The organism is Deltaproteobacteria bacterium, from assembly GCA_026712905.1.
Classification (GTDB): Bacteria; Desulfobacterota; Binatia; order UBA9968; family JAJDTQ01; genus JAJDTQ01.
Genome location: JAPOPM010000126.1, coordinates 1 through 26,533 on the forward strand (window position 1 = coordinate 1; position 26,533 = coordinate 26,533).

Annotated in this window: 20 protein-coding genes and 3 pseudogenes; 19 read left to right on the forward strand and 4 right to left on the reverse strand. The window is 66.2% G+C overall.

All coding sequences use genetic code 11. The features are described 5' to 3' along the window. A partial coding sequence (locus tag OXF11_09790; protein MCY4487392.1) for a type II toxin-antitoxin system HigB family toxin occupies positions 1 to 256 on the reverse strand: 256 nt, incomplete at its 3' end. An 806-nt stretch (positions 257 to 1,062) separates the two neighbouring features. Further along, positions 1,063 to 1,188: pseudogene (locus OXF11_09795) on the reverse strand (integrase core domain-containing protein). Between the two features lie 79 nt (positions 1,189 to 1,267). Between OXF11_09795 and OXF11_09800 the strand changes: the two are divergent. From OXF11_09800 to OXF11_09880, 17 genes and pseudogenes are all read left to right on the forward strand, one after another. Beyond that, positions 1,268 to 2,062, forward strand: a pseudogene (locus OXF11_09800) (IS30 family transposase). A gap of 272 nt (positions 2,063 to 2,334) precedes the next feature. Continuing rightward, positions 2,335 to 2,988, forward strand: coding sequence for a hypothetical protein (locus OXF11_09805; GenBank protein MCY4487393.1), 654 nt, complete (start codon positions 2,335 to 2,337; stop codon positions 2,986 to 2,988). Continuing rightward, positions 2,979 to 3,869, forward strand: coding sequence for a hypothetical protein (locus OXF11_09810; GenBank protein ID MCY4487394.1), 891 nt, complete (start codon positions 2,979 to 2,981; stop codon positions 3,867 to 3,869). The genes OXF11_09805 and OXF11_09810 overlap by 10 nt, the downstream gene beginning before the upstream one ends. 195 nt (positions 3,870 to 4,064) lie before the next feature. Continuing rightward, positions 4,065 to 4,235: a hypothetical protein gene (locus OXF11_09815; protein MCY4487395.1), complete on the forward strand. Its 171-nt coding sequence runs from the start codon at positions 4,065 to 4,067 to the stop codon at positions 4,233 to 4,235. A 210-nt stretch (positions 4,236 to 4,445) separates the two neighbouring features. Then, on the forward strand, positions 4,446 to 5,498 hold the full coding sequence (locus tag OXF11_09820; GenBank protein MCY4487396.1) for a hypothetical protein: 1,053 nt from the start codon (positions 4,446 to 4,448) through the stop codon (positions 5,496 to 5,498). Beyond that, a complete protein-coding gene (locus OXF11_09825; protein ID MCY4487397.1) occupies positions 5,495 to 6,745 on the forward strand; it encodes a hypothetical protein in 1,251 nt (416 codons plus the stop codon). The genes OXF11_09820 and OXF11_09825 overlap by 4 nt, the downstream gene beginning before the upstream one ends. A 1,133-nt stretch (positions 6,746 to 7,878) precedes the next feature. Beyond that, complete coding sequence (locus OXF11_09830; protein ID MCY4487398.1) at positions 7,879 to 8,193, forward strand: hypothetical protein; 315 nt, start codon at positions 7,879 to 7,881, stop codon at positions 8,191 to 8,193. Then, positions 8,193 to 9,002 (forward strand): hypothetical protein, encoded by an 810-nt coding sequence (locus tag OXF11_09835; GenBank protein MCY4487399.1) that lies wholly within the window; start codon positions 8,193 to 8,195, stop codon positions 9,000 to 9,002. The genes OXF11_09830 and OXF11_09835 overlap by 1 nt, the downstream gene beginning before the upstream one ends. Continuing rightward, a complete protein-coding gene (locus tag OXF11_09840) occupies positions 8,999 to 10,048 on the forward strand; it encodes a hypothetical protein (GenBank protein MCY4487400.1) in 1,050 nt (349 codons plus the stop codon). The genes OXF11_09835 and OXF11_09840 overlap by 4 nt, the downstream gene beginning before the upstream one ends. 1 nt (position 10,049) lies before the next feature. After that, complete coding sequence (locus OXF11_09845) at positions 10,050 to 10,919, forward strand: hypothetical protein (GenBank protein MCY4487401.1); 870 nt, start codon at positions 10,050 to 10,052, stop codon at positions 10,917 to 10,919. A 3-nt stretch (positions 10,920 to 10,922) separates the two neighbouring features. Further along, on the forward strand, positions 10,923 to 11,633 hold the full coding sequence (locus OXF11_09850) for a hypothetical protein (GenBank protein ID MCY4487402.1): 711 nt from the start codon (positions 10,923 to 10,925) through the stop codon (positions 11,631 to 11,633). Continuing rightward, positions 11,630 to 13,468: a glutamate mutase L gene (locus OXF11_09855; protein MCY4487403.1), complete on the forward strand. Its 1,839-nt coding sequence runs from the start codon at positions 11,630 to 11,632 to the stop codon at positions 13,466 to 13,468. The genes OXF11_09850 and OXF11_09855 overlap by 4 nt, the downstream gene beginning before the upstream one ends. Then, positions 13,465 to 14,622 (forward strand): hypothetical protein, encoded by a 1,158-nt coding sequence (locus OXF11_09860; GenBank protein ID MCY4487404.1) that lies wholly within the window; start codon positions 13,465 to 13,467, stop codon positions 14,620 to 14,622. The genes OXF11_09855 and OXF11_09860 overlap by 4 nt, the downstream gene beginning before the upstream one ends. Positions 14,623 to 14,803: 181 nt before the next feature. Beyond that, on the forward strand, positions 14,804 to 16,651 hold the full coding sequence (locus tag OXF11_09865) for an extracellular solute-binding protein (GenBank protein MCY4487405.1): 1,848 nt from the start codon (positions 14,804 to 14,806) through the stop codon (positions 16,649 to 16,651). 102 nt (positions 16,652 to 16,753) lie between these two features. Beyond that, a complete protein-coding gene (locus tag OXF11_09870; GenBank protein ID MCY4487406.1) occupies positions 16,754 to 17,863 on the forward strand; it encodes a microcin C ABC transporter permease YejB in 1,110 nt (369 codons plus the stop codon). 13 nt (positions 17,864 to 17,876) lie between these two features. Beyond that, positions 17,877 to 18,875 (forward strand): annotated as a pseudogene (locus OXF11_09875) (ABC transporter permease). A 102-nt stretch (positions 18,876 to 18,977) separates the two neighbouring features. Further along, positions 18,978 to 20,621, forward strand: coding sequence for an ABC transporter ATP-binding protein (locus OXF11_09880; GenBank protein MCY4487407.1), 1,644 nt, complete (start codon positions 18,978 to 18,980; stop codon positions 20,619 to 20,621). Here the strand turns inward: OXF11_09880 and OXF11_09885 are convergent, their stop codons facing one another. Both OXF11_09885 and OXF11_09890 read right to left on the reverse strand, forming a co-directional pair. Beyond that, positions 20,622 to 21,401, reverse strand: coding sequence for a hypothetical protein (locus tag OXF11_09885; GenBank protein ID MCY4487408.1), 780 nt, complete (start codon positions 21,399 to 21,401; stop codon positions 20,622 to 20,624). Positions 21,402 to 21,421: 20 nt separating this feature from the next. Then, on the reverse strand, positions 21,422 to 23,143 hold the full coding sequence (locus OXF11_09890; GenBank protein ID MCY4487409.1) for a tetratricopeptide repeat protein: 1,722 nt from the start codon (positions 23,141 to 23,143) through the stop codon (positions 21,422 to 21,424). Between the two features lie 218 nt (positions 23,144 to 23,361). Between OXF11_09890 and OXF11_09895 the strand changes: the two genes are divergently transcribed. Continuing rightward, positions 23,362 to 24,354 (forward strand): hypothetical protein, encoded by a 993-nt coding sequence (locus OXF11_09895; protein MCY4487410.1) that lies wholly within the window; start codon positions 23,362 to 23,364, stop codon positions 24,352 to 24,354. A 57-nt stretch (positions 24,355 to 24,411) separates the two neighbouring features. Continuing rightward, positions 24,412 to 26,454 carry an NAD-dependent DNA ligase LigA gene (gene ligA, locus OXF11_09900; protein ID MCY4487411.1) on the forward strand — a complete coding sequence of 681 codons (2,043 nt, stop codon included), beginning with the start codon at positions 24,412 to 24,414 and terminating at the stop codon, positions 26,452 to 26,454. Positions 26,455 to 26,533: the final 79 nt, after the last annotated feature.

Consider the following 26,533-nt stretch of genomic DNA (forward strand, 5'->3'; position numbering starts at 1 on the left):
GGGTGCCGACGAAACGCACGTAGACGATGCGCGCCGGGTAGTTGATCCTCACCACGAGCCGGTAGTCGTTGCCCTTGATGTTGAAGATCACCCGGTTGCCGCCAACGATGCTGGCGCTGCGGTACTTCTCCTTCACCTTCGCCGGCGTATCCCAGTCCTCCTTCAGAACCTCGCGATACCAGGCGAGCAGCGGCTCCTCGGCATTCGCATGCCGCTCCCAGAAATTCCGGAGCGTCCTCTTGGCGATGATCCGCATGGCTAGACATACACTATTCCCAAAGAGATTGTAAGTACAATGCTCCCAAAAAGCACAAATCTGTGTACACCCCTAGCCAGCGTCAGTCAACCAGAGTCGCGCCGCCCGCCAGGGAATGGCCGTGGACTGTTGCGGCTCGCGAGAGCCGGAACAGCCCTTGGTGCGCTTCCTCCAGCTAACGGGCGCCGCATCGACCCCACGCGCACGAGCACGAAGTCGAGGAAGAACGGCATCACGAGCGGGAGAGCTATCTGGAGTTCAACCGCGATGTGACCAAGTCCGGTCGTGGCATCCCGAAGGGCTCCGCTGGTCGGCCAAGGCGCTCAGAAAACGCCTGATTCCGGGCAAACTCTGCCCAGGACTGACCCCTTCATGCGGCCGCATCGAACGGCTGCAAAATTTCCTGAGAGAACAAAGCAAGAATCTCAACCGGTAGGTTCCGGTGGTTGCGCGCCCCAGCAACCAAAATTCCCGCTATTTGAATCAGATAGCGGGAATTTCTTTGCTGGTGCAGCGGGCAACTGTAAATCTCCCATTTGTGGCAACCGAAAACTGCACACATTGATTGTCGGTGTGAGTGCCGCTGGACTTACCCCGATTCAGTGGACAGTTGAGGGCTGTCGGCACCAGCACTGAAGGTCCGCGACAGCCGCTGGAAGTAAAGCCTTCTCCATTTCCGAGGGATTGGGTAGCCTCGGAGGGTCGTCATGGACATCCGACTCGCGGATCAGGGAGACCTCGAGGTCGGCTCCGCCGTTCGGGCCAGCGTCGCTTTTGGGACGCTCCACAGCCGCCGCAGCGGCGCTCTCGAAGTCGTTCGGGTTCAAGTAGCCCAGGGCGGAGTGCCGACGTCTGGTGTTGTACCAGCCCTCGATGAACTGGAAGACGGCCATGCGTACCTCGGCCGGGGTCTGGAACGCCCTCCGTTCGATGCCCGCGCCTGGCCCCAACGTGGGCTTCTGGAGTGGTCGCGGTCATGGCCGCCGCCAGGACCGCTATTGGGCGACAGCGTGGAGCCCGCAGCAGATCGCCCATCGGCTCCGGATAGAGTATCCCGACGATGACTCGATGAGGACTTCGCACGAGGCCATCTACCAAGCGCTGTACATACAGGGGCGAGGGGCACTGCGCCGCGAGTTGACGGCCTGCCTGCGCACCGGGCGGGCGCTGCGCGTGCCGAGGGCTCGCCGCCGTGGTCGCGGCAAGAAGTTTGTAGGCCCCGACATCATGATCAGCGAGCGGCCCGCCGAAGCCGAGGACCGAGCTGTTCCTGGACATTGGGAAGGCGACCTAATCATCTGACTTGGCAGCTCCGCCATCGGCACATTGGTCGAACGCACCACCCGATTCACGATGCTGCTCCACCTACCCCGCATGGCCGAACGTGGCCGACTCAGGATCAAGAACGGTCCGGCTCTTGCGGGGCATGGCGCCGAAGCCGTCCGGGATGCCATCACTTCGACGATCGCTACGCTCCCTGATCAACTTCGTCGGTCATTGACCTGGGACCAAGGCGCGGAGATGGCCCAGCACGCTCAACTGCGTATCGACACTGGCCTGCACGTATTCTTCTGCGACCCCCGCAGTCCGTGGCAACGCGGCACGAACGAGAACACCAACGGCCTGCTGCGGCAGTACTTCCCTAAAGGTACTGACCTCAATAGGCACAGCGCTAACGACCTTGCTGCTGTCGCCGCCACACTCAACCGCCGACCGCGGAAGACTCTCGGGTGGAGAACCCCATCCGAAGCCTTCAACGAACTGCTACTCTTACACCACCGAGGACGTGTTGCGATGACCCCTTGAGATCGGCCTGGGAACCCTTGTCGGAATGATGGACCACCTCTTTGGGGCGCTGTCCGATGGCCATGTTGAGCGCTGCGAGCACCAATTCAGTACGAAGTGCGCACAGTTTAGGTGTCCACCAAATCGGGGCAACTCCATCTCGCAGACCGGCTACGGAGCCCGACGATGCAGGCGGATAACGACCCGCCGGGTCCGACTCACCTGAAACCGCCAAGGGTAACGGTGATGACCGCAGGTCGCGCGGCCCACGCGGTTCGTGGCACATTCGTGACATGCGTTTGTTCAGCTACAAGATGACCCATGACTCCGGCTTCGCGCCGAATCCGTATGGTCACACCTTGACCCTAGCCACCTGCAAGCCGCAGATTCGCCGGCTCAAATCGGTGGATGACTGGATCGCCGGTTTTACCTCGCGGACACTCGCCGGCCACGACGTGGGCTCGGAGCGCCTGATCTATCTCATGCGTGTGGCCGAGAAGCTGCCCATGCGAGACTATTTTTCCGACTCGCGTTTTCAGGACAAGATCCCCGACATGTCCGCCAGAGGCCCGATGGCGAGGGCCGGTGACAACATCTATCGCCCCCTGCGACCGGACGCGGACTCCTGGACGCACTTCGAGCAGTTGCCGAACCGCAATCACTGGAATCGTGACAGGCCCAACGAAGATCATCATCGGCGGGATGTCTCCGGCCGATACGTACTGATTGCGGATGAGTTCTACTACTTCGGCGGCAACGCCCTGGACCTGCCGCCCGAGTATCGGCCGGAAGTACCGCGTGGGCAGTCCGGCCACGGAAAGGAGACGCCGTGGAAGCAGGCTCGGTGTTTCGTCGACTACATCCGCACCAGATTTCAGCCCGGTCGCGACGGCGATCCACACCGGTGGCCGAAGGTGCCCGATGACCAGGGCGGACGATGCGGTTGATCCTGAGCCGCAAGGGATTCGACTCCGGCAGCGGAGGCTGTCCCAGTCCGATTCTTCCCGACGGCACGATGCTCTCCCTGCCGATTCCGGACAGGAACTCTCGCATCGCCTACCGGGAGATCGAGTATCAAGGCGTCAATATCGGGCAACTCATTGCCGATCTCACCGGCGACACCCGCCGGCTCCGACACTACGCCCATCTGGACCCGGACCTCGACAGAGCCTCGCTGCCTCGTGCCGATGGATGGCGACCGTTACTTGGACAGACCGGTATCGCTCAAGGTCATCTGCGGAAGCAGAGCGTACAGGCGGGCGATCTCTTCCTGTTCTTCGGTCTGTTTCGGCCGGTGGAACGCACTGGGAGCGGCTGGCGTTTCATCAGGCGGGATGGCGCCAAGCATGTTCTTTGGGGCTGGCTGCAAATTGGCCGAATTCACAAGGTTGACGAGCTGACGTCCGAGACCCTGCCTTGGGCTCGCTATCACCCCCACTTCCAGGGCAAGCGCGACGTGAACAATACGCTCTACATCGCTGCCGATGGGCTACGCCTGAACGGGAGGGAGGTCGATGCACCCGGGGCCGGTCTCTTTCGACAGATCGATGATCGGCTGATCCTGACCGATCCGGACGCCGGATCATTGACCCGATGGCGGCTCCCTGCCGCCTTCTATCCCGATGCCCGAAAGCCGCCGCTCAGCTATCACGGCACACCGGAACGCTGGCAGCGTGGTGATGGCTACTGCACTTTGCAAAGCGCCTCAAGAGGACAGGAATTTGTCCTGGACACAGCCCGGTATCCCGGTGTGACGGATTGGTTGTCGTCGTTGCTGGCTGAACAGGCGCTTGAGCGGGGACCACGCTCATCGTCCAAAAAACGGTGACGCCGACGCGAACGATGCAACCTTGATCTCCCCCGCGCGCCTTCGAGCCTTGGCGATGTCGTAACTGCCCGCCCACCTGAAGCAACGCTACCACCTGATCAAACGACTCTCCACCAAGGCGCCGCAAGGACATCCAGCGCCAGCCCTTCCGTCGTGTCGCCCCGGCGTGCAGCAGCAAGATCGCGGCGGCCGTGAATGGATATCATTCACATGATGAATGATTTTCTGCCGCGCCCGATCGGGCTCCGCCTTGATCAATGTCTACGCACCATGCTGGCGGTGGTGATCAGCGGTGCCCGGCAGACAGAAAAGAGCACCCTGGCCGGTCCGTTGGTGTCTCGGGAGCGTCGCTTTATCTCTTCTTGACGACTTTGACGCACTGGACGCTGCCGTGCGCGATCCGCTCGCGCTGGTAGGCACTGCGTCGGGCCTCGCCGCCGAATCTCTGACTCTGGTGGAGGCAAGCCTCGTGGAAGCGGTTGACGAAAGGTACGATCAGGGCGCCCTGCAAATATTTTACGAACTTGATCGTGCCCGGGCTCGACATACGCCGCCCCGTCGCCGTAGGGTTTCGGTATGGAGTCGACATTCCAGCTTGATTTCATCGCATGGTGCCACTTGGTGAGCATGTGGGCTGACGTCGTCAACCGTCTGAACAGCAAGGCCACGACGCGAAGCGGAACGCCCGTTGTTGCGCTCCCCGCGATTGCGCGATCCGAGACGGTCGCCGCCGCAGTCCAGACGCTCCTGGTCGACGGCCCCGCCGCGTCGATCAGCGACCTCGCCCGAAGGGTGGTCACAACCAGCGGCTCCGAAGACAGCGGCTCATTTCACGCGGTCAGACTACACATCACGCGCGCCTGCACATGCCTCGGACGGGACGGCTACAGGCTCATTGAGTTCGGATCGCGCGGTCATACGTCGCCGTACCAGATCCGGGCCTCAGATGAGTTCAAGGACATCGTAGTCGAGATCCTTGTTCCCAAAATCGAGAAGGTCTACCAGAGCCTCGTCCCGGGCGGGGACCGACTCCAGGCCGACGCAGCTCTTTCGTTCTGGGGGGCGGGGCTCCGGGTGTGGAACCGGGTAGCGGGCCAACCAAAGTTCCGAGCGACACAGAACGAAAAGCAGTGGCTATGCCGCAAAACGCTGGCGAGCCCGTTTGCGGCGGCCGTCGTTCAACTCCTCGGCCAGTATCGCTTGATAGAGGAGGCGACGAAGGAAAGGATCACCGCCAACCCAACAGAGTTGGCTGCCGAATTGTGCGCCACCGGAGTCACGCCAACAAGGCAACACGAAGATTCGCCAGAAGGAGATGACTCTGCCACCACAATGGCAAGCGAATATGCTGCGCGCAGGAGAGCAGTGGCAACCGAATATGCTGCGTGCAGGAGAGCGGCCCAGAAAGCAGGAAAAGAGACGCCAGCGTTCAAGTGGATGACTACCATGGTTCGGCGCGTTGTGCGCCACCTCGGGCCAGATGGGTATGGGCTCATCGAATGTACCCGTCAAAGCCGACCGCGGCAGCCCGTAGCAGCGCGCGCATCAGACGCGCTCCTGGAATGCTTGGAGGACGTGCTTCGGCGCGAGTTCACCCAAGCCATAAACGCCAAGGAGGGGCCGAGATGATCGACGGTGTGCTGAGGTATTCAAGCATCGGCATTCTCGCCCTAGGGCTCGTTTCGCCGGCCCTCGGGGAATCCGTGAATTACCAAGCCCAAACATCCAAGGAGGCGGGGCGCCAAGTCGCGGTCGACACCCAAGCATTGAAGGAAGCGCTAGAGCGCATGCTGAACCAGCTCAACAAGCTAGAAAAGAAGTCGGCCTTGCGCGTTCACCCTCACCCGAGAAATCAAGAGGGGGTGCGAGGGCTGGGTGGCACGATTCGGATCGTCTCTCCACATTCGCCGGGCGGTGCCAGCGACTTCCACGCGCGGCTGGTTGCGCGCCACCTCGGAAAACACCTGCCGGGCAAACCGGAAGTCATTGTCGTCAACGTGCCCGGGAGAGGCGGCCGCGCTGCCGTCGCGTATGCCGCCAACAAGACTAGGGGTGGCGTAACCGTGCTACAGCCTACCGGCTCAACCCTCCAAAGGCAGCTCTTCGATGACAGCGATCTCGCCAGTTGGGCATGGCTCGGCTCAATCAACGAGAAACCCATTCTCGTCGTTCCTCGGAACTCACAGTTTCAGAGCCTCAACTCGCAGATGCCCGAACTGAATGTCCATTGCACGTTGCCGGGAACCGCCAATTGCAGCGCTGCCGCCGCGGTGGCGGAAGCTCGGGACACGACCACCATCGTATCCCACGAATTCCACGCGCGCATCCAGGAACGGCTCGCAAGCAACGCGGGCGTCATCTGGTCAAGCAGGGAACGTCGGCTGGCCAAGCGTGGCGCGAGGGCAATCGCTTACTTCGGTATGGACCGCCATCCGGATTGGGACATCGCGGGCGTGCCATTCCTGGAGGACGGCATCGCGGGTAAAGCCACGACATTTCGGCTTTTGGCTCTCCCGGTCATCGTACCGCACGCTTGGGGCGTGCCACCGGGCGCTGCGCCGGATGCCATCCAAGTACTCCGACGCGGATTCCTGGACTTGATGGACGACCCACAATTCGCGGCGGCCGGCCAGCGTGCGAGTCTCGCCATCAGTCCGGGCAAGAGACTCGCGCAATGGATCGAGAATCTTGAACACGAGATGACACCGGCCGCCGTCACGCGGGCCATTCGGGCCAAACTACGACTAGGCCGAGCGACCGGAATCGAACCGGCCGTGCCGTCGCCAAGCCTAATCAGTTTTCCGCCATGCATGGACGGTCCCGTTGTCGACCCGCTTCATAGGCCTTGGAAACGAACGCCTCGGCCTTGTATCTAGGAGAAGAAGATGAAGACGGTACTTGGTATATTGTGCCTCGGTATTGCAGTCGTGGTGTTTCCGTTGAGCGCCTCGGCCGGACCAACGCCGAGTTACGTGACGGAGTGTCGCTACGTCGACGTTCCCCTGACCGGCTGCGGCTGGACCGTGCGACTCCCGAGATGCTGGACGAAGTGCGTTCTGACGGGCTTCCGCGACCCTTCGATCGGACCGATTCCCTGCGGCAGTCTGGGTTTGGGCTTTCTCGGGCTAGGTCTACCGGCAGGGGTAGTACCGGATTGGGGACCCTCCGCGAAGGAGGTGGACCTGACAGAGGTCACCCTACGAACAGGGGCAGCAGCGAACGTGATCAAGGAGTTGTCACGCGAGTTCAGCGTCGCGAGCCATTCACTCAAGCGGCCCTACATCCCATCCAGCGGCCCGGCAGCTGGTATCGACTTCTCGCCGCGTGCCGGTTTACAAACGCTGTGTGCTTTGGGTGCGAGTGACTTCGTTTGTACTCGGTGCCAACTTCAGCCAAATGACCCGGCCTGTCAAAGACTCATCGGAAAGTGGGCTGTTCCGTGGTCTTCACTTGGCTTCGGAGCCACGCGGTGAACCCCGACGCGTTCATTGAGCGCTGCGCAAACACCGTGCCTGCCCGGCGCATGACGGTGCCGGCGATCCTGTTTCCGCGTTGTGCCGAGAGTCTTGGAGAGCTGTCGAAAGACAATCCAGAAGGAAGCGAAACGGTAAGAAGGAACACGGGCACAGCAATCATTGTCGTAGTGACGTTTGCCTTACTGGCTCTCGGCTCTCCCACTCAGGCGTCCCACAGACCTGCTTCAATGGAGCCGTCCTTTCCAAACTCGCCAGCCTACTCATCAGTTTGTCACCATTCGCCAGCGTATCTCGCGTGTGTTCTCAAGCAGGAGCTTGTCCGCTCACTCGATTCTCAAAGTCCACACACGCGGGGGGAATGGGGAGTCAAACGGGGAAAGCGGCCAGAGAACAAGCGGCCAGAGGAGTTGTGGGACGCTAACGGGAATGTGATTGGCTGGCTGTGTCGGAATCGCTTTGGCGAGCTCGAGCCCTTCTTCATTGAGGAGGACCCCGAACAGTGGCCGGAACCAGGGTTTGGCCGGCCCTGACGGATGACAACGCATCGGACCGTGAACACCATCGAAGCACATCACCATGAACGAACCGGCGGGACCGACGCCCTCATCGAGCGCCTCGCCCAGGCGGTGCATGCCCGGCGCATGACGGTGCCGGCGATCCTGTTTCTCGAAGCCCACAAGCCGCTGACGTCGCTGTTCCACACGGCGGCGGTGATGAGCCTGCCGATGATGCTGCCGCTGTTCGGCGCGAAGGCGCGGGAGCTGCCGGCGTTTCTGCAGTCGCGGGACAACGTGGAGCGGCTCGTCCGGCGCATCGAGGAACTGGCCGGGGAAGGCGGTGGTGGCTGATGGGCGGGTTCGAGAACGCCACTCCGGGGGTGCTGGTGGTGATGGCCCTGATGATCGGGCCGGTGCTCTACTACATCCGCGTGGCGCGGCGCCGGAAGGACCTCTACGTGCGCCGGCTGGCCGGAGTGGACGCCATCGACGAGGCCGCCGGGCGCTCGGCGGAGCTGGGGCGTCCGCTGTCCTTCTCCACCGGCCTCACCAACGTCAGCCCGGTCCTGTACGCCTGCCTCGGCGTGCTCTACTACGTGGCGCGCAAGGCGGCGCAGTACCGGTTGCGCCTGCTGGTGCCGCAGAACACCCCGGAGGTCATGGCCATCGCAGAGGACGTGCTGCGGGAAGCCTACCGCGCCGAGGGCCGCTCGGCCCAGTTCGACCCGCGCAACGTCCGTTTCCTTTCAGAGGAACAGTTCGCCTTCGCCGCGGGCTACATCGGCATGGTGCAGCGGGAGCGCGTGGCCGGCGCCTTTCTCTTCGGCAACTTCGCGGCCGAATCGCTGATCCTGGCGGAGGCGGGGCAGCAGGTGGGGGCCATGCAGGTGGGCGCGTCGGTGAGCCCCGAGCAGGTGGCGTTCTTCATCGCGGCGTGCGACTACACCCTCATCGGCGAGGAGCTGTTCGCCGCGTCGGCCTATCTCACCCGTGAACCGGTCCAGCTCGGCAGCCTCTACGGACAGGACCGCGCCAAGCTCGTCCTGTTGCTGATGATCCTGGTCGGAGTGGGCATCGCCACCCTGAACTCGCTGTGGCCCGAACTGGGCCTCACCAACCTGGGCACGCTCATGCACCTCGGCTGGGGGGTCGGGTCGTGAACGTGCGGGCGCGCCTGATCAAACTCGTCACGTTCCTGGGCGGCATCTACTTCTTCCTGGAGTTCGTGCTGCCGGGCACCGTGTTCGGCGTCAAGGTCGACACCTACCACGACCAGATCTCCAACGGCTTCATCACCGTGGGGGCCATGGCCGCGGGGCTGGGGCTCATCAACCTGCTCATGCAGCACGGCTCGCGGATCGTCTTCCTGCGCCGGGAGTGGCCCTACAGCCTGGCGCTGCTCTCCGGTCTGGCCATCATGATCGCCGTGACGGTGCAGGACTGGCGCGGCACCAGCCGGGTGGCGCAGGAGGTTGCGGGCATTTCCCGGCTGGCGGACTTCGCGGGACGCATCCGGTCGGACCACGAGGGCGCCACCGAAGGCGTGCTGCCCGCGGCCGCGCGCAACCGCAGCCTGCGGGAAGCGGTGGACCGGCTGCTGGCGCGCATCGAAGACGAGGTCGGCGCCGTCGACCTCGAGCGTTTCGAGCAAGGGAGCATCGACCACGGGCTCGCGCGAGGCTACCTGGCGGAGGCGGGAAATCGCGCCGCCGCCGCGCGCGCCGCGGCCGGCAGCCTCACGGTGGCCGACGGCGCGCCCCCGGACCTTGCCGCCAACACGGCGGTGGTGCGCGCCCTGCGCGGCCTCGCCGACAACTGGCGCAGCCTGCGCAACCTCGAGTACGAGTACGCCACGCCCAAGCACGTCTACCGGCTGCTCTTCGAAGGGCTGTTCGTAGCCCTGGGTTCTGCCATGTTCTCGCTGCTGGGATTCTACATCGCGGCCGCAGCCTACCGTGCCTTCCGGGTGCGCTCCGCCGAATCGTCGCTCATGATGATCGCGGCGGTGCTGGTGATGCTCGGGCAGATCCCCTTCGGCGTGTGGATCTGGTCCGGGCTGCCGGACCTGCGGCTGTGGCTCCTGGAGATACCCAACTCGGCCGCGTTCCGCGCCATCACCTTCGGCGCCGGGGTGGCGGGACTGGTGATGGCGTTCCGCATGTGGCTCTCCATCGAATCGGAGTCCTTCGACCGGGAGGAACGCTGACGTGAACCTCGCCCGGCTCGACCGCCGCTGGATCTACCTGATGGTCTTCCTGGCCCTGAGCGCGCCCATCGTGACGCAGTACACGGTGCAGCCGGCGCGCATGAGCGACGCGGAGCGGTTCTTCGAGGTGGTGGAAGGCATCGAGGCGGCGCCTGCCCGCTACGCCTTCGTGGCCATGGACTTCGGCCCCAGCACCAAGGGCGAGAACCAGCCGCAGGCGCGCGCGGTGGTGGAGCATCTGATGCGCCGGCGCATCCCGGTGATCCTGTTCTCGCTCTACTATCTGGCCGAGCCGTTCCTCAAGTCCATCCCCGCGGAGGTGGCGAGCCAGCTCGAGCGCGAAAACCCCGGCGAGACCTGGGAGTACGGCCGCGACTGGATCAACCTCGGCTACCGGCCCGGAGCCGGCATCCTGATCCAGGCGATCCCCAAGTCGGAGAATCTGGCCGAGCTGTTCGAGAAGGACGCCCGCGGCAACCGCATCTCCGAGCTGCCCGCGTTCAGCGAACTGCGCACGCTGCGCCAGATCGCCTTTCTCGCCGAATTCACCGGCCTGGTCGGCGCCTTCGACAACTACGTGCAGTATTTCACCAGCAAGGACTACACGCCGGCCTTCGGCCACGGCTGCACCTCCATCACCATCCCGGAGGCGTTCATCTACCTGGACTCGGGGCAGATCCAGGGCCTGCTGGGCGGACTGGCGGGGGCCGCATGGTACTCCGAGCTGCTGCGCCGGCGCTACCCCGAGCGCCCGGTGGACGAGTCGCTGATGCTCAACACCGGGCTGGGGGTGGCCCAGCTCGTGGTCATCGCCTTCATCATCCTGGGAAATCTGGCGGGCCTGCTCGGGCGCCGAAAGGAAGAGTCCTGACCCATGACGAGCCTGGACACCTGGCACGTGGCCACGGTGCTCGTGGGAGGCATCGGCACGCTCGCCATCTTCAGCTTCCTGATCAAGGAGAACCCCTTCTTCCGAGTCTTCGAGCACCTGTTCATCGGCATTGCCGCGGGTTTCGGCCTGGTGCTGGGCATCAAGAACTTCCTCTGGCCCAAGGTGCTGGTGCCGATGCTGGGCCTGGACATCGTCACCTACCCCGACGGCAGCCTGTCCCACGAGTACGACCCGCGTCTGCTGCTCTACCTCCTGCCCATGGTGTTCGGGCTGTTCTACTACTTCCTGTACTCGCGGCGGTACGCGTGGCTCGCCAAGCTGGTCATCGGCTTCTCCCTGGGAATGAGCGGCGGGCTGGCCTTCAAGGGCTTCTTCAACCAGATCATGCCCCAGGTGGTGAGCAGCTTCCGCCCCCTGGTGGTGTTCGAGGAGGGCGCCCTGGCGGTGGGCGCCAGCCTGGAGAACGCGTTCTTCATCTTTACGCTGCTGGCGGTCATGTACTACTTCTTCTTCTCGTTCCGGCACGGCAACCGCGCCGCCGACGGCGTTTCCCTCTCGGGCCGCTGGCTTCTCATGGTGTGTTTCGGCGCGTTCTTCGGTTCCACGGTCATGGCACGCACCGCGCTGCTGGTGGAGCGGGTGCAGTTCCTGCTCATCGACTGGTACGGCGCGCTGGCGGGGCTGATCGCATGAAGACGGATCCCGCCGCCCTGCGCACCGTGCTGGTCACGGACTGCGGCTCCACCACCACCAAGGCGCTGCTGTTCGAGAAGACCGGGGAAGGCTGGCGCCAGACGCACCGCGGCGAGGCCCCCACCACCGTGGAGCAGCCGGTGGCGGACGTGACCGCCGGCGCGCTCAACGCCTTCGCGGAGGTGGAGGAGATCAGCGGACGGAAGATCCTGACGCCGGACGCCGGGCAAGACGGTGGGGCGCCGTTCCTCGAATCGGGCGAAGACGGCGCCCACGGCATCGACCTCTACCTCTCCACCAGCTCCGCCGGCGGCGGCTTGCAGATGACCGTGGCCGGGGTGGTGCGCCAGATGAGCGCGGAGTCCGCGGAACGGGCGGCCCTGAGCGCCGGCGCCATCGTCATGGACGCCATCTCCGCGGACGACGGGCGCGAGGACCACGAGCGCATCCAGCGGCTGCGGCAACTGCGGCCCGACATCGTCCTGCTCACCGGCGGCGTGGACGGCGGCTCCCAGGAGCACGTGGTGGAGATGGCGGAGACCCTGGTGGCGGCGTCGCCGCGGCCCCGGTTCGGCGACACGCTGCGACTGCCGGTGATCTACGCGGGCAACACCGAAGCCGAGGACGATGTCCGGCGCATCCTGGAGAAGACCGCCCAGATGGCGGTGGTGGACAACGTGCGCCCCGTCCTCGACGCCGAGAACCTCGGCCCGGCGCGCGAGGCCATCCACGAGTTCTTCCTCACCCACGTCATGAGCCACTCACCGGGCTACGACAAGCTGCTGCGCTGGACGCCGGTGCCGGTGATGCCCACGCCCGCGGCCGTTGGGGACATGGTGCGGGAGCACGCCGCGAGCACCGGACAGGCGGTGCTGTGCGCGGACATCGGCGGCGCCACCACCGACGTGTTCAGCGTCTTCGAGAACCGCGACGGCGAGCCGGCGTTCAACCGCACGGTGAGCGCCAACCTGGGCATGAGCTATTCCGTGGCCAACGTGCTCATCGAGGCCGGCGTCGAAGCCCTCCGCCGTTGGCTCCCCTACGAAATCCAGCCCTCCGAGGTCCGCGACCGGTTGCGCAACAAGATGATCCGGCCCACCTCGATCCCCCAGACCCTGGAGGACCTGTGGCTGGAGCAGGCGGTGTGCCGCGAGGCCCTGCGCCTGGCGCTGGCGCACCATCGCTCCCTCGCGGTGGGGCTCAGCGGCGTGCAGCAGCAGCGCGGCATCGCCGACATCTTCTCGCAGACCGCGAGCCGCGCGGGCCTGGTGGACATGATGCGCCTGGACCTGGTGATCGGCTCCGGCGGCGTCCTGAGCCACGCCCCGGACCGCATGAGCGCCGCGCTCATGATCGTGGAGGGATTCGAGCTGCTGGGCTTCACGCAGATCGCCGTGGACTCCATCTTCATGATGCCCCACCTGGGCGTGTTCGCCTCGATCCACCCCGAAGCCGCGCGCGAGATCTTCCTGCGCGACTGCCTCGTGAGCGTGGCTCATGCGGTGGTGCCGGTGTTCCCACGCAAGCGGCCGGCAGGCTCGGTGCTGGCGGAAGTTTTCGTCAACGGCGAACCCGCCGAACCCTTCAAGGCGGGCGCGCTGGACCGCATCGACCTGGAACCCGGCGCCGCGACCCGGCTCGTCGTCCGGCCCGCGCGCGGAACCATCGACGTGGGCGCCGGCGCGGGCATGCCCCTGGAACGGGAATTCACCGCGGGCCTGTGCGGCGTCATCCTCGACGGCCGCAACCGTCCTCTTCAAACCGCTCCGTACGTTGACGAGCAGGCGGCGGAGCGCCGGGCCGTCATGGCCGGGCTGGGGCTTATGGAGTCATGAGCCAGGCGTTGACGCCCACGCTCCAGGTGGCGGCCGAAGCCGTGGTGCGGAAGACCCGGGAGCTTCCCGTGCCGGGCCGCATCCTGTGCGCCCCCGGCGACGTCGTGGCCGCGGACACCGTCGTGGCGCGCGCCGAACTGCCCGGCGACCTCTCCATCCTGCGGATCCCCGAAGCTCTCGGTATCGAGCCCGCGGAGGCCCTCAAGAGCCTCTCGGTGAACGAGGGCGACGTCATCACGGAGGGAGACCTCCTGTGCGAGCACGTGGGCCTCTTCGGCCTGTTTCGCTCGCGCTTCCACGCCCCCGTGGGCGGCACCGTCGAGTTCATCGCGCCGCGCACCGGGCACGTGGGAGTGCGGCTCGCGCCCCACGCCATCGACCTGAATGCCTACGTGGCCGGTACCGTGGCGGCCGTCGAACCGGACAAATCCGTCACCATCGAGAGCCAGGGCGCGTTCATCCAGGGGATTTTCGGTGTCGGCGGCGAACGCTTCGGTCCCATCCGCATGCTCGGCGGCGGCCCCAAGACCCTGCTGGGGCCCGCGAAGATCCCCGACGACGTGGCCGGCCAGGTGCTGGTGGGGGGCACGCGCCCGACGCTCGAAGCCCTGCAACGCGCCGCCGGCAACGGCGCGGCGGGCCTGGTGGTGGGCTCCATCGACGACTACGCGCTCACCGGCTACCTCGGCTACGATCTCGGCATGGCCGTCACCGGACACGAGGACGTGTCCATGACCGTCATCGTCACCGAGGGCTTCGGCTGGCTGCCCGTGGCCGAGCGCACCCACGACCTGCTGCGGCGCCTCGAAGGCCGCGCCGCCTCCATCAACGGCGCCACCCAGGTGCGCGCCGGCGCGGTGCGGCCGGAAATCATCGTGGCCCGGATGGAAGAACCGGCCGGCTCCGGCGGCGGGAAGGATGCGGGAACCGGCGCCCTCCCCTCCGCCATGCCGGGGGACCCCGCGACCGGGCTGCGCGTCGGCGCCTTCGTGCGCATCATCCGGGAGCCCCACTTCGGCGTCGCCGCGGAGATCATCTCGCTGCCCGCCGAACCGCAACCCATCGAGACCGGCGCCCGCACCCGGGTACTGGACGCCCGGCTGCCCGACGGCGAGATCGTCACCGTGCCCCGGGCCAACGTGGAGTTGCTGTGACGGCGTGCCTTGGCCGCGGCGCGGGAACGTTTCGGGGCGGTCTCGCTCCCGGCCCTTGCAAGGGGTTCTTGCGGTCATCGTACTTTCATCCATACTGATGAAGTGGCTCCTGTTGATCAGGGTGTCCCAAGTTTGATCCGTGTTCCCCAAGACTTCGTGTTGACCAACTCAAGGAGGTGCCATGCAATCGAGTCGGTTGTTGGGGGCGGTTTTATGGGCGCTGGCGCTCGCCGCCGCGCCGGGTGTAGCGGAGGCGAGCGAGGATGCGCGCCCGAGCCACGGCATCGCCATGCACGGCGACCTGAAGTATCCGCCGGACTTCAAGCACTTCGACTACGTGAATCCCGCCGCGCCCAAGGGCGGCTCCGTCCGTCTTCAGGCCATCGGCACCTACGACAGCTTCAATCCATTCATCGTCAAGGGCAGCCCGGCCGCGGGCATCGGGCGCATCTACGAGACCCTGATGACCGGTTCCGCGGACGAGCCCTTCAGCGAATACGGCCTGCTGGCGGAGAGCATCACCGTCCCCCAGGACCGTTCCTGGGTGGAGTTCCGGATGCGGCCGGAGGCGCGCTGGCATGACGGCAAGCCGGTGACCGTGGACGACGTTGTCTGGACCTTCGAGACTTTGATCACCAAGGCGGTGCCCTTCTACCGCGGTTACTACGGCGACGTGAAGCAGGTGGAGAAGCGCGACGCGCGCACCGTGCGCTTCACGTTCAAGAGCGGCACCAACCGCGAACTGCCGCTGATCCTGGGACAACTGATCGTGCTGCCGAAGCACTACTGGGCGGAGCGGGACTTCACCAAGACCACCCTGGAGGCGCCCCTGGGAAGCGGCCCCTACAAGGTGGGCGCCTTCGAGCCGGGCCGGGACGTGGCGTACGAGCGGGTGGAAGATTATTGGGGGCGGGACCTGCCGGTGAACATCGGCCGGGACAACTTCGACCGCATCCGTTACGACTACTACCGCGACGGCACGGTGTCGGTGGAGGCCTTCAAGGCCGGCGAGTACGACTTCCGCGACGAAAACAGCTCCAAGAACTGGGCCACGGCCTATGACTTCCCCGCGCTGAAGCAGGGGCTGGTGAAGAAGGAGGAGATCCCCCACGACCGTTCCACCGGTATGCAGGCCTTCGTGTTCAACACCCGCCGGGCGATTTTCCAGGACCGCAAGGTGCGCCGGGCGCTGGCCAACGCCTTCGACTTCGAGTGGTCCAACCAGTCCCTCTTCTACGGGCAGTACACCCGCTCCCGGAGCTACTTCGACAACTCGGAACTGGCGGCCACCGGGCTGCCGGGCCCGGAGGAGCTGGCGGTGCTCGAGCCCTTCCGCGGGCGGGTCCCGGAGGAGGTGTTCACCCAGTCCTACAAGCCGCCGGCCACCGACGGTTCCGGGCGCATCCGTGCCAACCTCGGTCGGGCCGCGAAGCTCTTGCGCGAGGCCGGCTGGAGCTTCGACAAGGCCACGGGCAAGCTTACGCACAAGGCCAGCGGCCGGACCATGGAGTTCGAGGTGCTGCTGGTCAGCCCCTTGTTCGAGCGCATCGTGCTGCCTTTCGCGAAGAACCTGGAGCGGCTCGGCGTCGTCGCCACGGTGCGCACGGTGGACAGCGCGCAGTACCGCCGCCGGCTCGATGACTTCGACTTCGACGTGGTCATCGGCACCTGGGGGCAGTCGCTTTCGCCCGGCAACGAGCAGCGGAACTACTGGGGATCGGATTTCGCCGACCGCTCCGGCAGCCGGAACCTGATCGGCATCAAGGACCCGGTGGTGGACGCGCTGGTGGAGGGCGTCATCAACGCCGCCGACCGCAAGAGCCTGGTGGCGCACGTGCGCGCCCTGGACCGGGTACTCCAGTGGGGCCATTGGGTGATCCCGCAGTGGCACATCCCCTACGACCGGCTGGTGTACTGGGACCGCTTCGGCCGCCCCGAGACCACCCCCACCCAGGGAGTGCAGTTCGACGCCTGGTGGGTCGACCCCCGGAAGGTGGCCGAGCTGGAAGCGAAGCGCTCCGGGAGCTGACGATCACTGGCTGGTACCGAAGCCCCGAACCGTCATTCCCGCGAAAGCGGGAATCCAGGCGCCGTGGCGGGGGGAACACGCAACAGGACACCAAGTAAGCGCATGTTCGCCTACATCATCCGCCGGCTGCTGCTGATCATCCCGACGCTGATCGGGATCATGGTGCTGAACTTCGTGATCATCCACTCGGCGCCCGGCGGGCCGGTGGAACAGATCCTGGCGAAGCTCCAGCAGACGGACGTGTCCGCCACCGAACGGTTCAGCGGCGGCGGCGACCAGCGGGAGGTGGGACCGTCGGCCCAGCAGTCAAGGGACAGCGGCACCGCCGGGCGCTACCGCGGCGCCCAGGGCATCGACCCCGAGTTCATCAAGGAAATCGAGCGCCAGTTCGGCTTCGACAAGCCGCCCCACGTGCGCTTCTTCCTGATGATGGGGAACTTCCTGCGCTTCGACTTCGGCGACAGCTTCTTCCGCGACCGCTCCGTGGTGCAACTGGTGATGGACAAGCTGCCCGTGTCCATCTCCCTGGGGCTCTGGACCACGCTGCTGGTGTACCTGGTTTCCATCCCACTGGGCGTGGCCAAGGCCGTGCGCGACGGCACGCGCTTCGACGTGTGGACCTCCGGTGCCGTGATCGTCGGCAACGCGGTGCCGGGGTTCCTTTTTGCCATCCTGCTCATCGTGCTGTTCGCCGGCGGGCGCTACTTCGATTGGTTCCCGCTGCGCGGCCTGGTGTCCGACAACTGGAGCGAACTGGGTTTCTGGCAGCGCATCGTCGACTACCTCTGGCACATCACCCTGCCGGTGATGTCCATGGTCATCGGCGGCTTCGCCGGCCTCACGATGCTCACCAAGAACTCGTTCCTGGACCAGATCAACCAGCAATACGTCATGACGGCGCGCGCCAAGGGGTTGAGCGAGCGGCGGGTGCTCTACCGGCACGTGTTCCGCAACGCCATGCTCATCGTCATCGCCGGTTTTCCCGGCGCCTTCGTCGGCATCCTGTTCACCGGCGCGCTCCTCACCGAGGTGATCTTCTCGCTGGACGGCGTGGGCCTGCTGGGGTTCGAGGCGGCCATCAACCGCGACTACCCGGTGATGTTCGGCACGCTCTATTTCTTCACGCTGCTGGGTCTGGTGATGAAGCTGGTGGAGGACCTCACCTACGTGGTGGTGGACCCGCGCATCGACTTCGAGAGCCGGGAAACCTGAGGCCGAGCGCCACATGACGCCGCTCAACAGAAGACGCCTGCGGAACTTCCGCGCGAACCGGCGCGGGTACTGGTCGCTCGTGGTGTTCTCCGTGCTGCTGTTCGTGAGCCTGTTCGCCGAGTTCATCGCCAACGACCGGCCGCTGCTGGTGCGCTACGAGGGGGAGTTCTACACCCCGGTGCTGGTGGACTATCCCGAGACCGAGTTCGGCGGCTTCCTGGAGACGGACGCCGACTACAACGACCCCGAGGTCCAGGCGCTCATCCGGGAGCGCGGCTGGATCTTCTGGCCGCCCATTCCCTTCAGCTACGACACCATCGTATTCGGCCTGCCCACGCCGGCGCCCTCGCCGCCGAGCGCGCGCAACTGGCTGGGCACCGACGACCAGGCGCGCGACGTCACCGCCCGGCTCATCTACGGCTTCCGCATCTCCGTGCTGTTCGGTCTGGTGCTGACCCTGGTGAGTTCCGTCATCGGCGTCGGCGCGGGGGCGGTCCAGGGTTACTTCGGCGGGTGGCTCGACCTGATCTTCCAGCGCTTCATCGAGATGTGGTCGGGGCTGCCCACCCTGTATCTGCTCATCATCCTGGCCAGCGTCGTGACCCCGAGCTTCTGGTGGCTGCTGGGCTTCATGCTGCTGTTCAGTTGGATGGCGCTGGTGGGGGTGGTGCGCGCGGAGTTCCTGCGCGCGCGCAACCTCGACTACGTGCGCGCCGCCCGTGCCCTGGGCGTGGGCAACCCGCGCATCATCGCGCGCCATGTGCTGCCCAACGCCATGGTGGCGGCCCTGACTTTCCTGCCCTTCATCACCAGCGGCGCGGTGGTGACGCTCACGGCCCTGGACTTCCTCGGCTTCGGCCTGCCGCCGGGCTCGCCGTCCCTGGGCGAGCTGCTGAAGCAAGGCAAGGACAACCTGCAGGCGCCGTGGCTCGGGTTCAGCGCCTTCTTCGTCATCGCCATCATGCTCAGCCTGCTGGTGTTCATCGGCGAGGCGGTGCGCGACGCCTTCGACCCGCGCAAGACCTTCGCTCAGGAATCCGCGGGCGACATCGAGGCCGTGCCCGCGACAGTCGCACCGGCGGCCGGGAGCGCCGTCGAGGCCGTGTCCGGGACCATGGCGCCGGAAGCGGCCGGCAGCGCGCGCGGCAGCGCCCCCGGAGCCAACACGGCCCTGCTCGCCATCGACGACCTGGGGGTGCGCTTCGGCGCGGGGGCCGGCGCCGTGGAAGCCGTGGACGGGGTCTCCCTCACCATTCGCAAGGGCGAGACCGTGGCGCTGGTGGGTGAGAGCGGCTCGGGCAAGTCGGCCACGGCACTGTCGGTCCTGCAACTCCTCCCCTACCCCGCCGCCAGCCACCCGCGCGGCAGCATCCGCTTCCAGGGGACCGAGCTGCTGGGCGGCGCGCCACGGGACCTCCAGGAGATACGCGGCGACCGTATCGCCATGATCTTCCAGGAACCCATGACCTCGCTCAACCCGCTGCACACCATCGCGCGCCAGATCGGCGAGACCCTGAAGCTGCACAAGGGGCTCGACGGCGCCGCGGCCACGGAGCGCACCCTGGAGCTGCTGCGGCTCGTGGGCATCGCCGAGCCCGAGCGCCGCCTGGGCGCCTACCCGCACGAGTTGTCGGGAGGTCAGCGCCAGCGGGTGATGATCGCCATGGCCCTGGCCAACGAGCCCGACCTGCTCATCGCGGACGAGCCCACCACCGCCCTCGACGTGACCATCCAGGCGCAGTTGCTGGAGCTGCTCGTGAGCTTGCAGCGGCGGCTGGGCATGGCGATCCTGTTCATCACCCACGACATGGGCATCGTGCGCCGGCTGGCGGACCGCCTGTGCATCATGCAGCGCGGCAAGATCGTGGAAGGGGGCGCCACCGCCGACGTGTTGGAGCGGCCCCAGCACCCCTACACGCGCCACCTGCTGGCGTCGACCCCCAAGGGCGCGCCGGCCCCTCCCGACACCGGCGGCGCGCCGCTGGTGGCATGCGACGACCTCAAGGTCTGGTACCCCATCAAGGCGGGCCTCCTCCGGCGCACGGTGGACCACGTGCGCGCCGTGGACGGCATCTCCATGGAACTCCACCCGGGACAGACCGTGGGCGTGGTGGGAGAGAGCGGCTCGGGCAAGACCACGCTGGGGCTGGCGCTGCTGCGCCTCACCGGCAGCAACGGCTCGGTGCGCTTCGACGCCCGCGAGATCCAGGGACTGCGCTCACGCGCCCTGCGGCCGCTGCGGCGCGACATGCAGGTGGTGTTCCAGGACCCCTACGGGTCGCTCAACCCGCGCCTGTCCGTGGCGCAGATCATCGAGGAGGGCCTGGTGGTCCACGGGCTCGGGCGCGCGGCCGAGGAGCGCGACGCGCTCATCGTCGAAGCCCTGCGGGAGGTGGAGCTGGAGCCCGAGGCGCGCCACCGCTATCCCCACGAGTTCTCGGGCGGCCAGCGCCAGCGCATCGCCATCGCCCGGGCCATGGTGCTCAAACCGCGTTTCGTGGTGCTCGACGAGCCCACCTCCGCCCTCGACGTGTCCGTGCAGGCCCAGATCGTCGCGCTGCTGCGACGGCTCCAGGAGCAGCACCGCTGCGCCTACCTGTTCATCAGCCACGACCTCAAGGTCGTGCGCGCCATGAGCCACCACGTCCTGGTGGTGCACAAGGGCGTCGTCGTCGAGCAGGGTCCGGCCTCGGCCATCTTCGAGACCCCGCGGCATGAATACACGAAGGAACTCGTGGCCGCCGCGTTCGATATTTGATCAGCCCGTGGGCGTCGGCAGCGGGATTCTCACGGCGCCGTCGGGCAGTTCCTGGACGAAGTGGGATTCGGGCAGGGTGACGTTCAACTCCGGCTTGTCGTAGCGGATCTGGTAGGAACGCCGTAGCGGAGGAGTCTCCAGCGTGATCTTCAGCGGGAAGGGGCCGGCGGAAGTATCGGCGAAGTCTTCGAAGGTGGCCACGTACCAGGGCTTGCCCGAGGGGCTGAAGCGCTGCCAGCGCACCGGGGCCTGGATCTGCGCATCGAAGGTAAGGACATCGGTACCGCCGTCCGCCCGCGTGCGCCGCAGCGCCGAGCCGGCCGCGCGCCAGGCGGCGCCCGGACGCACCGGCGGAAGACCCATCATCAATGCCACCATCTCCTCCAGTTCGAGCAGCAACTCGGTGGCCCTGAAGAGGTTCTGTCGTGAAGTCCGGGCGCGGTAGAAACGCGCTTCGGAGGGGAGGAACCCGGTGACCTCATCGTCGTCGACGGTGAGAATGAGCGCCGCGCCCACCAGGGAGAACGCCTCGAGCCTGAGACGGTGCGGTCGTCGGACCAGCACCGCGGCGTTGAACGCGCGTCTCTTCCCGGCCGCGCGATAGCTGATCCTGGCCAAGCCGCGCAACGATTGAAGCGCCCGGTGCCGTTCCTCGAGAATGGCGCCGAGGGGTCGAACGGTCCTGGGCTTGGGGGCGGGGTCGGTTTCGGGGTCGGTCTGTCGAAGGGCGCAGCCCGCCAACAGGGCCGTCGCGCACAACGCCGCCGCCAACGCGCGCATTCGTCTACACCGCAACGCCGTCAAATTGCCGGCTCCAGTTGATGGATCTTCCCTTGGATCCGCTCCACTTGTTCATCCTCGGTGGCCGCCTTCAACGCGTCGCGATAGCTACGTAGCGCCTTGTCCGTCTCTCCGACCTTGAGATACGCGTCGCCGAGGTGCTCGATGATGATCGGGTCGTCCACCACGAGGCTCACCGCCCTCTCGAGCTGCTCGATGGCCCTCTCGTAGTCCCCCTTCTGGTAGTACACCCACCCCAAGCTGTCGATGTAGTATCCGTCGTTAGGGGAGATCTCCAGCGCCCGGACGATCAGCTCCTCCGCGCGGTCGAGCTCCACGCCCAAATCGGCGTAGGTGTAGCCCAGATAGTTCAGCGCGGGCGCGCTGTCCGGGTTGAGCTCGACGGCCTTCCGCATGTATTCGATGGTCTTGTCCTTGTCCTTGCTCTCGTCGTAAAGCGCCCCCAACGTGAAGTAGACGCGATCATTCTCGGGGTCCAGTTCCACCACCTCGTGCATGACCTCGATGGCGTTCGGAAGATCCTTGGCCTTGCGGTAGATCTCGACCAGAAAACGCAGCAACTCCCCGCGTCGCCGGTCGTCCACCTCCAACGCCTCACGGATGGCGCCCACCGCCTCGGGGTACCGCTCCTGTCCCTGGTAGATCGACGCGAGTTGGACCCGCGCATCGACGAAATACTGGCTGTCCCGGGGGATGCGCCGGAAATGCGTCGCGGCGCCTTCCTCGTCTTCCAGCCGGGCTAGCGTCAGGCCCAGGAAAAACCGAACGCGTTGGTCCTCCGGCCGTTCCGCCAGGGCGAGCCTGAACTCAGAGACCGCGGCCTCCAGGCTACCCAGCTCGTAGTAGACGAGCCCCATCTTCATCCGCGCCGCCCCGGGCGAGGCCTCTTGATCCCCGCGGCGGTCGAACTCGGCCCGTGCATCGGCAAGATCCTCGCCGCCTGCGCGCAGGGCCTTGATGCGTTTGCCCGCCCACTCGTTCCGCGAGTCGGCCTTCAGGAGTTTCTCGTAGGTCTTGAGAGCCTCGTCACGGCGACCGCGGAACTCCTGCACCAGCGCCAGTTCCGCCAACACGGGCGCGGAGGAAGGGTGCAGCTTGAGGGCCGCGGCATAACTCTCCTCCGCGAGCGACAACTCGCCGGAACTCACCAGGACCCGGCCGAGGTAATACGGGCCCAACGGCGATGAAGAATTGCGTTTCTTGTAACGCTCCAGGCTCTCCCGCGCCTGTTCGTAGTCGCCCTCGGCCAGATGGATCGCGCCGAGGTACAGGAGCGACTGCGAATCCTCGGGGTCCAGCTCCAGCAGCTTCCGGTATTCCCGGATCGCTTCGTCCACCCTGCCGGTGGCCCCGTAGAGCCCGGCCAACAGGCGGCGGTTATCCGGCTCCTGGCCGTTCAACCGCACGGCGGCCTTCGCCTCGCGCAGGGCGTCGTCGATCGCACCGAGGACGAGATGCGACCCGGCCAGGCGCGCGCGCACCAAGGCGCTGTCGGGGTCATGCTCCCGCACTGCCTCATAGTGCTCGTGTGCCGCCTGGAAGTCGCCGTCGAGCACGTCCATGCGGGCGCGCATATAGCGGTACATGGCCTGTGCTTCCGCCGGGACGGCGACCTTGGCGTCGTCCCCAAAGGGACCCGGGGGCCCCTGCGCGACTTCATCCACGGGAAGACAGGCCGCGACAAGCAAGCTGAACAGGATTCCCCAGAGGAGTTGCCACATGGTATTTCTTGAGAATGGACCGGTATCCGCCGGTGCGCATCGAAGCGAGTCCGTGACGAGAAACGCCAGCAGTTTCACAATGTTATTTGCAACCAGCCCACCAGCGCTGGCGGTCCCCCTGGAATTTGGCACTAGCTATCACAGGCGGCGTGACCGGTCAACGCGCGACATTCGCAAGTCTGCACCGGGTGCGGGCGTCACGGCGGCGGGAGGCTTCCATGGTACGTGACGCGGCGGTTGAGTCCATTCGCAACGACAACACGTCCGGCTCCCAGACCATTTCCCGGCACGCGGCGGCGCTGGCGGCGGAGCGCGTCGACCAAGCTTGCGGGGAACACGCCGTGGCGTCCCGCGGCACCGCGGACCATGGCCATGTCGTGGCGCTGATCCTGGAGCTGGGGAACGCGCTGATCGAGGCGCATCCGGCCATGGCGCCGCTGTACAATCTCTTCGGCGCCGTGCTGGAAAGCGTGCCGGACGACGACGGCGGCAGCGCCGGCACGCCGGCCCACGACGACATCCCAGGCCGGGTGCGGCGCGCCGCGGGCGCCTTCGTCGAACGCATGGATGAGCACAACCGGGCCATCGGACGCCACCTCGGCGCAATCATCGAGCCGGGTGCGGCGATCTTCACCCATTCAGCGAGCTCCACCGTCCGCGCCGCCTTGCTGAGTTGCCGGGATGCGGGGCGCCGCTTTTCGGTCCACTGCACCGAGTCGCGCCCCGTGGACGAAGGCAGCGCCCTGGCGCGGGAGCTGGCCCGGCACGGCATCGCGGCAACCCTGTCCAGCGACAGCCTCGCGTTCGCGCTGCTGCGGCGAAGCGAACGCGCCATGCTGGTGGTCGGGGCGGACGCCGTCACTGCCCACGGCGTCGTCAACAAGGCCGGCACCCTCGGGTTGGCCACGGCGGCCCGGAGTTGGGGCGTGCCGTTCTACGTTCTGGCGGGGAGCGAGAAGTTCCTGCCGTCCGCGTCGCGCGACAGCCACCTGCGGGAACGGCCGCCCGAGGAGATCCTGGCCGAGATCCCCGAGGGATTGCGGGTGATCAACTACTACTTCGACCTCACGCCTCTGGACTGCGTCACCGCGATCATCACCGAGGAGGGCAGGCTGACGGCGCGGGAAACCATTCGCAAGCTCGCGGAGTGCCGCGTCCATCCTGGCCTGACGCAAAGGAATCAGAACCTTGCGGCTCGGCCTTCTTGTTGACATACACTAAACAACGTCCGTGAGGTGCATTGAAGGAGCTGCAAGGTGGCCGAATCACTGGAGGCGTTGAAGGAGGAGATCCGGGAGCTGACCGCGCGGGTGGAGGAGCACAGCTACCGCTACCACGTCCTCGATGCGCCGGTCGTCACCGATTCCGAATATGATGAAATGTTCCGGCGGCTGACCCGGCTGGAGCAGGAGCACCCGGAGCTGGCGTTGCCCAACTCCCCCACCAGCAAGGTGGGAGGGCCGCCGGTGGAGCGGTTCGCCACGGTGCGGCACACCCTGCCCATGCTGTCGCTGGACAACGTGACCAGCCCGGACGAGCTGGCGGACTTCGAGCAGCGTATTCAGCGGTTCCTCAAGACCGACGATCCCCTGGAATACGTCGTGGAGCCCAAGATCGACGGCGTGGGCGTCGAGCTGGTGTACGAGGACGGCGTCCTTGCGGTGGGCTCCACACGGGGCGACGGCACGGACGGCGAGGACATCACGCAGAACGTGCGCACGATCCGCTCGGTGGCGCTCTCACTGAGACGGGACGGCGCGCCCGTGCCGCGGCTCCTGGCGGTGCGCGGCGAGATCTTCTACCCCACCGAAGGCTTCCGGCGCCTCAACAACCAACGCGAGGAGGCGGGCGAGTACGTGTTCGCCAATCCGCGCAACGCCGCCGCGGGGGCCCTCAAGCAACTCGACTCGAAGATCACCGCCAGCCGGCCCCTGGACATGTTCTGCCACGGCATGGGCGTGGTGGAGCCGGCGGCGTTCGCCAGCCAGGCGGACTTCCTCGCGACGCTCCAGGACTGGGGGCTCAAGCCCGTGCCGCTCACGCGGGTGTGCCGCGGCGTGGACGAGATCGTCGCCTACCAGGAGGAGATGGAAGAGCGGCGCGACGCGCTGCCCTTCGAGATCGACGGCGTGGTCCTGAAGGTCAACAGCCTGGAATTGCAGCGGCGCCTGGGGCAGATCGCGCGCTCGCCGCGCTGGGCCATGGCCTACAAGTTCAAACCGCGCCAGTCCACCACGCGCATCCTCGACATCCATCCGCAGGTGGGGCGCACCGGCACCCTCACCCCCGTGGCGCATCTCGATCCTGTGCAGTTGGCGGGGGTGACGGTGCGGAACGCGTCGCTGCACAACATGGACGAGATCGAGCGCAAGGACATCCGCATCGGCGACACCATCGTCATCGAGCGCGCGGGCGACGTGATCCCGTACGTGGTCCGTGTGGTGGAGGAGGAGAGGGACGGGAGCGAGCGGGTCTTCGAGATGCCCTCGCAATGCCCGCGGTGCGGTTCCCAGGTGTACCGCGAGGAGGGGGAGGCGGCGTACCGCTGCGTGGGGTTGTCGTGTCCCGCCAAGCTGAAGGAGAGCCTCAAGTTCTTCGGATCGCGCAACGCGCTGGACATCGAGGGGCTGGGGGAGAAGCTCATCGAGCAGTTGGTGGAAAAGGAACTGGTGGCGGACAGCGCGGACCTTTACGGCCTGGACGAGGAGACGCTGGCGTCGCTGGAGCGCATGGGCGCGAAGTCGGCGCAGAATTTGATCCGCGAGCTGGGGCGCAGCAAGGACACGTCTCTGGCTCGTTTCGTGACCGCGTTGGGGATCCGCCACGTGGGGGAGGCGACGGCCAAGGTGCTGGCGGAGCACTTCGGCAGCCTCGACGGGATCATGGGGGCGGAGGAGGAGGCGTTGACGGAGGTGCGGGACGTGGGGCCGGAGGTGGCCAAGAGCATCGCGGGCTTTTTCGCGGAGCCGGGAAACCGGAGGGTCATCGAGAAGCTGCTGGCGGCGGGGTTCCGGCTGAAGGCGGAGGCTCCGGCGGAGGGGGCGCTCACGGGGTTGAGCTTCGTGCTTACGGGGAGCCTTGAGACCATGTCGCGTAGCGAGGCGCAGAAATCCATCGTTGCGGCGGGCGGGCGCGTGTCGGGTAGCGTTAGTGGGAAGACGGACTATGTGGTGGTGGGGGTTGATCCGGGGTCCAAGGCTGCGAAGGCGGAGGAGTTGGGGGTTCGGGTGCTTGATGAGGATGGGTTGAGGGCGATGTTGGAGGGGGGTGGTGGAGGGCCGGACGGGATGGGAGGACAGGCCCCGGGATGATGGAGGGCGGACCCAACATCATCCCGGGGCCTGACCTCCCATCCCTGCGTGGCGGCGTTATCCATGGCATCTTGAATCT